Source organism: Deltaproteobacteria bacterium (genome assembly GCA_030654105.1).
Taxonomy (GTDB): Bacteria; Desulfobacterota; SM23-61; order SM23-61; family SM23-61; genus JAHJQK01.
Genome location: JAURYC010000164.1, coordinates 1 through 11,436 on the forward strand (window position 1 = coordinate 1; position 11,436 = coordinate 11,436).

General features: G+C 46.4%; 13 protein-coding genes and 1 tRNA gene. 3 read left to right on the forward strand and 11 right to left on the reverse strand.

What is annotated here, in order from left to right; genetic code table 11:
• The 4 genes from Q7V48_06775 to Q7V48_06790 form a co-directional block, all read right to left on the reverse strand.
• Nucleotides 1-313: class I SAM-dependent methyltransferase (locus Q7V48_06775; protein ID MDO9210438.1), on the reverse strand; the 313-nt coding region annotated here is incomplete at its 3' end.
• A gap of 91 nt (nt 314-404) precedes the next feature.
• Nucleotides 405-1,688 (reverse strand): beta-ketoacyl-[acyl-carrier-protein] synthase family protein, encoded by a 1,284-nt coding sequence (locus Q7V48_06780; GenBank protein ID MDO9210439.1) that lies wholly within the window; start codon nt 1,686-1,688, stop codon nt 405-407.
• Nucleotides 1,689-1,879: 191 nt separating this feature from the next.
• The gene (locus Q7V48_06785; protein MDO9210440.1) at nt 1,880-2,671 is read right to left on the reverse strand and encodes a hypothetical protein; all 792 of its coding nucleotides are present in this window, start codon (nt 2,669-2,671) and stop codon (nt 1,880-1,882) included.
• 73 nt (nt 2,672-2,744) lie between these two features.
• Entirely contained in the window at nt 2,745-3,527 is a 783-nt protein-coding gene (locus tag Q7V48_06790) for an alpha/beta hydrolase (protein ID MDO9210441.1), read from the reverse strand.
• A gap of 192 nt (nt 3,528-3,719) precedes the next feature.
• Between Q7V48_06790 and Q7V48_06795 the strand changes: the two genes are divergently transcribed.
• Nucleotides 3,720-4,499 (forward strand): inositol monophosphatase family protein, encoded by a 780-nt coding sequence (locus Q7V48_06795; protein MDO9210442.1) that lies wholly within the window; start codon nt 3,720-3,722, stop codon nt 4,497-4,499.
• A gap of 42 nt (nt 4,500-4,541) precedes the next feature.
• Here the strand turns inward: Q7V48_06795 and Q7V48_06800 are convergent, their stop codons facing one another.
• The 3 genes from Q7V48_06800 to Q7V48_06810 form a co-directional block, all read right to left on the reverse strand.
• Entirely contained in the window at nt 4,542-5,771 is a 1,230-nt protein-coding gene (locus Q7V48_06800) for a glycosyltransferase (protein MDO9210443.1), read from the reverse strand.
• Nucleotides 5,768-6,772, reverse strand: a complete 1,005-nt coding sequence (locus Q7V48_06805; protein ID MDO9210444.1) for a GNAT family N-acetyltransferase — start codon at nt 6,770-6,772, stop codon at nt 5,768-5,770. The genes Q7V48_06800 and Q7V48_06805 overlap by 4 nt, the downstream gene beginning before the upstream one ends.
• A gap of 87 nt (nt 6,773-6,859) precedes the next feature.
• Nucleotides 6,860-7,783 carry a site-2 protease family protein gene (locus Q7V48_06810; GenBank protein ID MDO9210445.1) on the reverse strand — a complete coding sequence of 308 codons (924 nt, stop codon included), beginning with the start codon at nt 7,781-7,783 and terminating at the stop codon, nt 6,860-6,862.
• Nucleotides 7,784-8,009: 226 nt separating this feature from the next.
• On the opposite strand from Q7V48_06810, the gene Q7V48_06815 reads away from it, so the two are divergent.
• On the forward strand, nt 8,010-8,579 hold the full coding sequence (locus Q7V48_06815) for a CvpA family protein (GenBank protein MDO9210446.1): 570 nt from the start codon (nt 8,010-8,012) through the stop codon (nt 8,577-8,579).
• A gap of 182 nt (nt 8,580-8,761) precedes the next feature.
• On the opposite strand, the gene Q7V48_06820 is transcribed toward Q7V48_06815, so the two are convergent.
• The 3 genes from Q7V48_06820 to Q7V48_06830 form a co-directional block, all read right to left on the reverse strand.
• Nucleotides 8,762-8,896, reverse strand: a complete 135-nt coding sequence (locus tag Q7V48_06820) for a hypothetical protein (protein MDO9210447.1) — start codon at nt 8,894-8,896, stop codon at nt 8,762-8,764.
• 207 nt (nt 8,897-9,103) lie between these two features.
• On the reverse strand, nt 9,104-10,255 hold the full coding sequence (locus tag Q7V48_06825) for an acyl-CoA dehydrogenase family protein (GenBank protein ID MDO9210448.1): 1,152 nt from the start codon (nt 10,253-10,255) through the stop codon (nt 9,104-9,106).
• A gap of 138 nt (nt 10,256-10,393) precedes the next feature.
• On the reverse strand, nt 10,394-10,948 hold the full coding sequence (locus tag Q7V48_06830; protein MDO9210449.1) for a DUF4124 domain-containing protein: 555 nt from the start codon (nt 10,946-10,948) through the stop codon (nt 10,394-10,396).
• 75 nt (nt 10,949-11,023) lie between these two features.
• On the opposite strand from Q7V48_06830, the gene Q7V48_06835 reads away from it, so the two are divergent.
• Nucleotides 11,024-11,101: transfer RNA gene (locus Q7V48_06835), tRNA-Glu, on the forward strand.
• A gap of 95 nt (nt 11,102-11,196) precedes the next feature.
• Here Q7V48_06835 and Q7V48_06840 read toward each other — a convergent pair.
• Nucleotides 11,197-11,436, reverse strand: a 240-nt coding sequence (locus Q7V48_06840) for a hypothetical protein (GenBank protein ID MDO9210450.1), incomplete at its 5' end; no start/stop codon positions are given.

The window sequence follows — 11,436 nt, forward strand, 5'->3', positions numbered from 1 at the left end:
TAAATATTTTATTGAAGGAGTATTCCGGAAGATTAAAATCATTATTCAAATCTCTTTCCAGAAAAAAAAGGTTATCAAGCCCCTTTTTTTTCTTTTTGTTTCGAGCTCTTTCCAGCATTTCGGTGGATCGATCGACCCCGACGACAAAATACCCGCGTTCAGCTAATTCGATGCTCATAATACCAGTTCCGCATCCGGCATCCAAAACTAAATCGGCAGGGGTTTGAGAATTATTAAGATTTTCAATGATTTCTTTTTGAAGCTTCTGGTAGGGAGGAAATCGTCTAAAGAATTGATCGTAAAAAAAAGCCATTAAATCCCATAGCCGTTTTCCTCGACTAAACTTCATCTGGCTTTATCCGGTATCCGTTGAAAACTTTTTTCCCTTATCAGCGGAAATAAAATTATTCAAATTTTTTAAAAACAATTACAACATTCGTACCCCCCAAGCCGAAGGAATTGACCAGGGCGGTCTGAATTTTCTTCTTCCTTGGTTGATTGGGGACGTAGTCCAAATCGCATTCCGGATCGGGGACCTCGTAATTTATCGTGGGCGGCAGGATTCCCTCGTGCAGGGCCATACAGGCCGCAACACTTTGCATGGCTGTTCCCCCGGCCATTGAATGCCCCACCGCACCTTTGATAGAACTTACAGCCAACCGGTAGGCATGTTCACCGAATACTTGTTTGATCACCTGAGTTTCTTTTTTGTCTAATATCACAGAAGAATGAGCATGTCCGCTAATATAATCAACTTCCGCCAGCTCCAGGGAAGACTGGGAAAGAGCGATCTCGTAAGCTTTGATCATATCCCTCGCTTCTGGACTGAAAACCGTTGAATCGTCTGCGTCGTTGGTCAGGGCGCAACCCAAAATTTCGGCATAAATCTTTGTCTTCCGCTTTTGGGCATGTTCCATTTCTTCCAGAATCAAGGTTCCAGAGCCTTCTCCCAGAATGAACCCAGCCCTTCGCTTATCATAAGGGCACATAACTTTTTTGGGGTCCCCATTCATGTTCGTCATGGAATGAGATGCTGAATAGAGGCCAAAGGTTAGGGGGTATATCGGAGTATCCACTCCCCCTGTTATCAGGATGTCTGCCACCCCACTGGAAACGATTTGATAAGCATTGGCAAGGGCTACATTACCGGAAGAACATCCGGCAGAAACGGCCGTATTATATCCCCGAATATCAAAGGCGTCCGCCATGGCCCCGATCATGGCGTTATGGTTCATCATTCCCAGGAAAAAGGGGTTGACCCGCTTTAGACCCCTTTCATAGAAAGTGGCCCCGAATTTTTCGTAAATATCCATTGGCCCAAGGGCAGTACCATAACTCAAGCCAATCCGGTAGGGATCTTCTTTGGAAAGATCTAATTGAGCATCCTCGAGAGCTTTTTGGGTAGAAACAATGGCAAACTGAGTTCCCCGCGAAATGCGTCGGGCGCTCTTGGGAGTGAAAAAATCAGTGGCTTCGAAGTCATTAACCTCAGCGGCAAGTTTACACGGGTAGGAAGATGCGTCGAAATGGGTAACGGGACCAATACCACATTTTCCAGATAATATCGCCTGCCAGAAGGCATTCTTGCCAATTCCTATGGGTGATACAACCCCTAAACCCGTTACAACCACTCGTTTCTTAAAAATCGCTTTTTCTCCTGTGGTTAAACCCTTAGGGGGTACCTGCATGAAAAGAAACTGTAAGAGATCTGACCCTGTATTCGCTTTCTTGGGTTCTATATCAAAATAGCTATTTGAATACTAAAATCGGGTCATTTCTTACAATTTTTTATCTTCCCAAATTAATTATATTCCAAAATTGATAAAGTTTCACGTATTTATATATATAATTCAGGGAAAAAGTCAAGAAAAATATTTTTTTAATAATGCTGGCCATGGAAAGTATTGACTCCAACTATCTTGCCCACCGGTTTGTAGATTTTTGGTGATATCCAGGGTTCTCCCAGGATTCCATCCTGAATAGCCCAACTCCGTCCGCGCACTGATTTGTCAGCTCCTTTTTGCCGGAAAGGGGTTGACCCATCCAGTCGTTCAAAAAGCTTTCCACCAACGAGAAATTCCCGGTCGATTTCCTCCATCTTTTTACGCCCTTCCAAGTATCCAAACCCATAGCGTTCATATTGAATGGCATTGTGGTAAAAAAGAGCATCTCCAGAAATCATGGAAATACCCAGCTTAGAGGCGAACCTTTCCAAAATATTGATGAATTCCCTCAATAATTTTAGGCCGGGACGAACCTGCCCCGGAGCCAATCCAGCCTTCATGGCCCGTTCCTCTTCAGCCAAATTCCTCAGGGCAGTACCGAAGAGCGTATCCTTTCCTTCCTCGTCCTGGTCGATATTAAAGCGCTCCCGCCGAGGGTCATTGATCACTAAAAAAGAAAGCTCCAGGTTGTCCATGAACGGCGTGTCGGAGATCTGCAAGAAAAAGATCGAATCCAAGTCATCTGGCTTCTGTTTTACATCGATCGAAGCAAAGCCGTGGGATTCTGGGGTGTGGAATTGGACAACCCTATCCCCTTGACGATTCATTAAACTGTTCCGGTCAATCCCAAAGAGGGGAAAAAGGGAGGATGGGATCAGGTTACGGTAAACCTTGGTTCTTTCTTCCGGAGGAAGGTGGTTAACTTCGTATATCGAGCGGTATTTCATCCATCCATTCGCTGAGGATCTTGAAAAATCTTAAGATCACAAGACGTCAGGTACAAGGTTTATCCCATATAATTCATGGATTCGGTAGGGATCTTAAAAAATTGAGGATCACCTCGCTTAATCCGTGGGGAGTTTCCAGCATCAACATATGGCCCGCCCCTTCAATAATTTCCATTTTGGAACCGGCAATCCTATTATTCATGAATTCAGAATATTTTACAGGGGTTAGCCGGTCCTGGCGCCCACAAACAATCAATGCAGGCAGGTGAATCTTTTCTATTTCTCCCATGAAATCGAATTTGTCGCAGGCTATCATGTCATTATAACGGACTTGTGGAGGCGTCTTGGCCCATTCTCTTTCCCCCTCGGCAAGAACTTCTTGGGAGGCATTCTCGGCGAACGCCCAAGGTTCAAATTTGGGCTCCATCAGGCCATCAGCCATTTTTCGAAGTATCTCCAATGCTTCCGGAAGCACTCGCAGCCGAGCTCCAGTTCCAATCAAAATGATTCCTTTTAGCTTCTCTGGATAGCGGAGGGCAAAATCCAATATAATACCCCCTCCCATGGAATGCCCCACCAAAACAACTTGTTCTAAGCCCAGGGCATCGAAGAACTCTATTAAAAACTCCCGATAGGCTGAAATGCTTTTCATCCCTTCTCCCTGGGACTCACCATGCCCCGGGAGGGATATTGCCAGCGATTCGTATTCATTGGCAAGCTCATTTACCATCTTTCGCCATAGGGAAGCATTACCGCCACTTCCGTGAATAAAAAGGACCCGCACATCCGGATTTAGAATTCTGGAATTTATCTTAAGGTAATGAACTTTCGTTCCTTTTACTACCACTTCGGGCATTGGTATCCCCTTTTTATATTATTTTTATGATAGCATATTTGTTCTAAACTTTTTGAAACGTACCATGGCACTTGCCATTTTTCAACCATTTTTCAAGTCTTTATTGACAAAACTACCGACGGGGTTAATACTTGAAACATTAAAATGAAATTTTAGTGGTAGCCTTCGGTTGCGAAAGGATTGGTAAGAAATATGGGTTCTTATAAAAACATAGCCATCTTAGCGGCGAAGAAAGCCGGCCTTCTCTTGAAAAACAAACTTGGTCAGAAAAGGAGAGTAACCTATAAAGGGGCGGTTAATTTAGTCACGGAAATGGATCTATTGTCCGAAAAGGTTATCGTTTCCATCATTCGCCGACATTACCCAAATCACAACATTTTGGCCGAAGAGAAGACCACCAGGCAGAGAAATTCCCCATTTCGCTGGATTATCGATCCGTTAGATGGAACCACGAATTACGCCCATGGCTACCCCATCTTCTGCGTCTCCATCGCCCTGGAAAAGGAAGGAAAGATAATCCTGGGCGTAGTCTACGACCCGATGCGCGATGAGCTCTTCCTTGCTGAAAGAAAAAAGGGGGCGCGGCTGAATGGTAAAAAAATCCATGTGTCCTCAGCTTCGAAATTATCCTTGAGCCTTTTGGCGACAGGATTCCCTTATGACCTCAGAGAGAGCCTGGTGAATAATTTCGACCATTTCCATAATTTTGCCCTTCGCGTCCACGCCGTGAGGAGGGCTGGTTCTGCTGCCTTAGACCTTTGCTACGTTGCTGCAGGACGTTTTGATGGATTTTGGGAAATGAAACTGGGATCATGGGACCTGGCTGCCGGAAGCCTGATGGTTCGGGAAGCAGGAGGAAAAGTTACTGACTTTTCGGGGAAAAGCCTTGGCCTGGACGGACAACACGTTTTGGCCAGCAATGGAAAGATTCATCAGGAGATGATCGAAGTTTTAAAAATGGGGCGGATATAACCCCTTTACCACTCACTACTTGCGCATTACGCCTTACTGCTTTTAAAGGGAATCGTAGAGGGATAGGACTTTTTGAGTAATTATCGGCCAGCTAAATTGTTGGACTTTGGACAACGCCGCTTGGGTCAATTTTTTCGTTGCTGAAGGATTCTCGATGACCTCCCGGATCCGGTTGGCCAGCAATTGCCAATCCCCTTCCGGGATTAGAATCCCGGTTTGACCATCCTCTACCGTGTACTGAAGCCCACCCACCTTGGAAGCGATCACAGGGGTTCCGCAGGCCATTGCTTCTAAGGCCACCATGCCAAAGGATTCATAACGCGAGGGTAAAACCATGGCTTTGGCGGCTGAATAAAAGTAAGGTAATAAATCCTGGCGTTGAGACCCCCAAAAAGCCACCTTCTCTTGTAGTTTCATCCGGCTGACCATCTTCCGTAACTTTTGCATTTCTTGGCTTTCGGCATGGGGATCTTCGTCCAGCTCCCCTCCGATAATGATTAACCCAACTTTCTGATTACCTTTTAAATGCCTGTAGGATAGATGATGGACAGCCTTAATCAACACATCGATTCCTTTGATGGCATCAATCCGGCCGACGAATAGAATAAACTCTCTTTCGGAAAGACCGAGGATTTTTTTGGCTTTAGAGGAAGGTATGGGTTTAAAAAGAGTCAGGTCCACGCCGCAGGGAATGATTTGAATTTTTAAAGGCTGGAGACGATTATGCAGGATCATTTGCTCCCTTTCCCAGGGACTGGGAGCGATCAGGCAATCGGCCATACTCATGATTTGCTTTTCGACCTTTAATCGGCCCTTGGATTCTTTTTCCTCCTTGTTCCGGCTCACTGAATTTTTCAAGACACCGAGGGTGTGGTACATGTGAACTAAAGGAATGGACCACTGGCGCTTGAGTTGCCCCCCGACCCAGCCGGAGAGCCAGTAATGGGAATGAATTAAATCATAGTGAATTCTATTTTCTTTGGTGAACTGCAGGATTTTCGCTGTAAACTCTGGCAAAAATTTTATTATTTCATTTTTCGGTACAGGTTCTTCAGGGCCGGCCTGAAGATGAATCACCCGCGCGTTCCGGCCCAAAGGAACGATGCGGGAAATATGGGGATTCTGTGATCGGGTGTAAACATCCACCCGCAAGCCCAGGCGGCCCATTTCTCGGCTTAATTCGCGCACGTATACATTCATCCCCCCGGTTTCTTTCCCTCCGAGGGCTGCTAAGGGACAACTGTGCACACTGAGCACGGCGATGTGTTTCATCTTTTTTCCACTCGGATCCGGTAGATCTTTTCCTCTTTTCCTCCCAAGCGATATTTGTAATCTTCCCTCCCTCTCAGGAAATTAAACCGCACCATCCTCTTCTCGATGGCTCGGCGAATGCATTGAGCGGCCAGGATAATTCCAGGACTGAACCGGCTGAACTGCGGGTCATACCCCGAGTTGTAAACGTATTCTGTTTCTTCGAAGTCGAAAGAGAAATATGTAGCAATTTCTTTTCCTTCGATCTTCAAGAAAGATAAATTCAACCAACCCCTCTCTTGGAACCGCGTAGCGATCTCGCGAAAGTAAGATTCCATCTGCGCAGTCATGAATTCGGCCTTATCCGTCCGGCTTTTTCGGTGCAGATCAAAAAAAACTTCCATTTTTCCCGAATGAGAAAGAGGTTCTTCGGCCATGGATAGTTCGAAATTCGTTTCCTTCTCCATTCTACGCATTTTCCGGCGAAGTTCGTGGCGGTCTTTTGAATTCAACCCCTCCAGAAAATTCTCCCAGGTTGGGTGAAGGTCCAGATAAACAGCGATCTCTTCAATTTCCTGGATAACCTGAAAGCCGGAAGATTTCATAAGAGGGGAAAGAAATTGTGCCGTTGGGGAGAACTCGGAGATTCCGTTAAACTCCAGATATTCCCATGGCCCTTCCTTAAAAAATCCGGCCAGGGCGGTGAAGGTCTCTGCTTCATTTCCGGGAGAAATGATCAGGTCCCGGTAATCCCAAACATCCGTGCTGCCCATTAAGGCAAGTCCTTTTTCCCCTTTTTCCCCGCAAGAATTTACAAAAGTCCCCAGGGCAAGAAGGGTTCCCCCCAAGTCCCGAAAAAGGATCACCTTCAAGCTTTGGTTATTCCCGAAATGTTTCAGCCAGATTTCATTCCAGGTCGGGGTAAGAAAAGGATTCTGATAACGACAGGCAGAAAGAAGTTTTTCCCAATCTTTTTTCAAAGATTCTGAATAGGAACTTTCCTCTTGCAACTCAATTTTCATACCTGGTTTCCTGTCATCCGCCGGGTGGAAGGATAGAAGGGAGTTGCCTTGTACCTTGGGCCTCACGCCTTGCGCCTTACGTTTTTTTTAAAACCCGCTAAACGGAACAGGAATAAAAGTCAAAATAAAAATGGCCACTGCCAACCAACCGATAATCTTGCGTTTGTAATCCAAGGGGACCCACCAATCCATCAGGGGAGGATGGCGAAAGCCCATAATGAAAAGAAGAAGCCCCCAAAAAAGCCACCCCTGCCAACCAAAAATTCCCAACCCCAAAAGAGCCATGAAAACATATTTGGATATTTTATTCTGCCTTTCTCCTAAAAGGGCATAAGCCACATGCCCGCCATCAAGTTGGCCTATCGGCAGGAGGTTAAGGGAGGTAACCAAGAGACCAATCCAACCGGCAAACCCAACAGGGTGGATGACAACGTCATAACCTTCGGGTACCGGGCCGACAATCATCCAACTCAGCAGGGAAAGGAGCAGAGACGACCCCAAAGTGGTTCCCATCTGTCCCTGAACCACTTTCACCTCTGATAACCGCAGCCCCAAAATAAGGAAAGGTATAGCGACAGCGATACCAACTAAGGGACCGGTTGCCCCTACGTCTAAAAGCATTCGTCGGTCCCTTACAGGCGATCGCACTTTGATGAAAGCCCCAAAGGTCCCGATAAAAGACGGGGCGGGGATGAAATAAGGTAAGGTAACATTCAGTCCGTGCTTCTTAGCGACCAAATAGTGCCCCAATTCATGCGCCAAAAGAATGCCCATCAAAGCAAAGGAAAAAGGAATCCCCTTGAAAATCTGCTCTGGATTTTTCAAGGGATTTACTCCCTCCTGAAGTGCCCCCGCTAAGAGCGTAGTTGCCAGGGTAATGATGAACAGGATGATATTTACGGCAATCCGCGGTTTGGGCGGAGGGGAGTCTGTAAAAGGCTTGTCCTCCCAGTATGCAGGCCAGGGTGATTCCTCTTTTTTTCTTCCGAACCAATATTTTCTAAATTCCATTTTTTTTACAGCCCCCTTAATAAAATAACAAAAGACGCTCCTCCAGGCAATACGAAATTCAAACAAGGAAAAACCGTAAGGCGTAAGGCGATAAAGCGTAAGGGGGGAAGACAGATTGACCTTTTTTTCCGCTCTTCCGCCTTGCCCTCTCACGCCTTGTGATATTAGCCCTTTTTTTCTTTAATTATTTGTAGGGCTGTGGTATAAATTTTTAGGTGGGGAACCTATGAACACTTTAGATATCATTTTTCTCGTACTCATTGGTGCTTCCATCATTTACAGTCTGATACGGGGACTGGTAAGAGAAATTTTTTCCTTCCTTTCCATCATTCTTGGATTTTTTGCTGCCAGCTATGGTTCCGCGGCCATGGCCAACTGGTTGCATCGCTGGATCGAGAATGAGACGTTTGCCCAAATCCTCGGGTTTGCCCTCCTCTTTATCCTCGTTGCTTTTGCCATCAGTTTGTTGGGTAAGGTACTTTCCAGACTGGTAAAAAAGATGGACTTAAATTGGGCCAATCGGATGGGGGGGGCGGCCTTCGGATTCCTGAAGGCCATCCTGCTTATCGCCATTATCCTGCTCGTCCTAACCGCCTTTTTGCCCTCCAAGAGTAAGGTTCTTTCGGAATCGCAGGTATCTCCCATAGCCCTAAACATCGCCCGGGGGCTTTCCTTTTTGGTCCCGGAAAATCTCCGTACCCTGTATGGAGAAAAAGAAAAAGAGCTTAAGAAATATTGGGCCGCCAAAGAATTAGCCGTAGGGAAACAAGAGATCAAAGGGGGAAAAAATCGATGAAGAGCCTCACTCCTTTTGGCAAAAATAAAGGGCTTAAAGGAACGACAACCTTTGGCTGCCTTATATTCCTTATCCTTGCTGGGGCGCTGACATATGGTGGGTTTAAAATTGGAGAGGCCTTCTGAAACTATTTCGAAGTAAGGTATAAAGTTCAGGAAGCTTTGAATTGGGCAGTTGCCGGTTCATACAAAACTGAGGTCCAAATCTCCGAAATCTTTGGCTTGATCTACCGCCTCGTCAAGGTCTTTCCCCTCGATGGACGATACATCCAACTCGAGATCAGGTTCTTTTTTCCCGCCGACAAACTCCTCTGCCATGCCTCTTATTTCCCTAAGTTTCTGTATTAAATTCTATCTTCCCGATTTAAAAGCAATTTGTCAATATGCCTTAATAAAATAGTCATTGGGTTATTAGGTCATTTGGTCATTAGTCATCTTGCCTTTTACCTGTCTCTATCGCCTCTCGTCTTTCGTCACTCGTCCTTCTTCTTTCATCCGTTGCCTATCGCCTATTGCCTGTTTTTATTACAGCCCCATCATCCGGGCAATAATCGTTTTCATAACCTCAGTCGTACCGGCGGCGATTGATCCCATGCGCACGTCCAGGGCGTCGCGGCAAATTTCGTATTCGTCCATGTAACCATAGCCACCGTGAAGCTGGACACAATGGTAAGCTACCCGGTTGGCTAGTTCGGCATTGTACCACTTCGCCATGGAAACTTTCTTGGTGATGTCTTTTTTTTCTAAATGATCCAACACCAAATGGTAACTGAAATCTTTGGCCATCTCAATCTCCGTAGCCATTTCGACGAGTTTGAAAGCATTGTGCTGATGACGCGAGACGGGTTTCCCGAACACTGTTCTTGTTTTGCAATACTCAATGGTAATCTCCAGCATGCGCTCGGCACTGAGGACAGCTCCGAGGCAAGAGACAAGTCTTTCTTGCTGCAGGTTGCGCATCATGGGCACAAAGCCATCGCCTTCTCTCCCGAGCAGATTGGTCACTGGGACGCGGCAATCTTCAAAAAAGAGTTCAGCCGTATCCGAGGAGTGCAGACCCATCTTTTCCAGCTTTCGGGTTTTGATGAAGCCGGGCGTTCCGTTCTCCACCACGATCAGGGAGACCCCTTTGTAGGGTGGCTGGGCCCGGGGGTCGGTTTTTACCGCCAGCACGATCAAGTCGCAATAGTACCCGTTGGTGATGAAGGTCTTTTGGCCGTTGATGACGTATTCATCCCCATCGCGGACCGCCACGGTTCGGATGGCTTGGAGGTCTGAGCCAGCCCCTGGTTCGGTCATGCCGATGGCCGCAATGACCTCGCCGGTGCAGCATTTAGGCAACCAACGCATTTTTTGCTCCTCAGTTCCCAGAATGTCGATATATGGCATGGTAATATCGTTATGCACCCCCACGGCAGCGGCCAATCCCCAGGCTCCCGAACGGTGGAGCTCCTCAATCAGGACAACGGAATAAACGAAATCCGCCCCTGCCCCGCCGTATTTTTCATCCAGCCAGTAACCGATGAATCCCTGTTCTCCCATTTTCTTCCAGATTTCCCTCGGGACCTGGCGGTTCTTGCGCCACTCGTCGAGATGGGGCTTGACCTCTTTCTCCATAAAGTTACGCAGCGAATGGCGGAAGATTTCGTGTTCTTCGCAAAAGATTTGGTCGGCCATAGTTCTCCCCTCCTTTGGGTGTTAGGAACTTTGAGGCCAATTATATATAAAAAATGGAAAGAAGAGAATATTTCGACTTTGGCGAATGGCTAAATTTGGAAGGAAAAGAGAGGCATGGGAAGCTGGTTTCTTCAAACGCTATTTCCCTTCCGCGAGTTCATCTTGGATTGCCTTGATCTTTTTCTCCAGAACGGAAATTTCCTGGTTCAGTCTGATGATAATATTGCGGTCCTGGACCATCCAGTTCGTCCGCAGGCTTCGCTGCTGCTTTCGTTTGTCTTCAATCTGTTTTTGCAGTTCTTCGATACGCTTTTCTTTCTCCTCGATGGCCTTTAGCTTCTTTTCCTCGGCTTCCTTTTTGCGGGCTTCGATTGCTTCTGCTTCTTTTGGCTCTTTTTGCTCGGTTTCCTGGACTTTGCTAGGCCGTTCTTCCGCCGCAGACTCCCCTCCCCTCTTTTTCTCGTGTAACTCTGTGGGTGGGGGGGGTAGTTGGGGTTTTGGTTCTTCCCGGATGGTCTTAATCTGATCCCGGTACTCTTGGGGGATAGATTCGTAGCGGTCCGTGAAATGAACGGTCCCATTCTTGTCGATATATTTGTAATAGGCCGCCCCGGCAGATGTTAAAAAGAAGGGGATAAAGGTTAGTAAGAAAAAGGCGGCTCCGAGGGTTAAAAAGTTCTTAAATTTTTTCATGAGGTATATTATACAGCCTTTTTTTCTTTACATCACTCTTTTTTTATTGTATTTTATAACCCTACTTTAGGCCGCGTCCCCATCGTCTAGCCCGGCCAAGGACACCGGCCTTTCACGCCGGTAACACCGGTTCAAATCCGGTTGGGGACGCCAGTGAAATTTTTCCTCTATTATCTTCTGGCCAAAGACATCCCGCTTCCAGGCGATATAAAATGTTTTAGATCCCTTTAGAAACCCCAGGTAAATTCTCAAAATCCATGGTATTCATTAGATTTTTTGACCCACCCTCTCCTAACACCCGAGAGAGGAGGATTGGGAAAGGGGAAGATTGCCACATCGTCTGCTAAAATTGTTAAAAAACTTAAAGATATCGAACAGTCCTTGTGGTATATTTTTATAATGTAGATTTTGCATTTTGGAATAAAAGCAGAAGGAGTTCTTGTGGTGGAATCCGACATTCGCTCCCATAAGTTCTTCAGCCCCCTTGC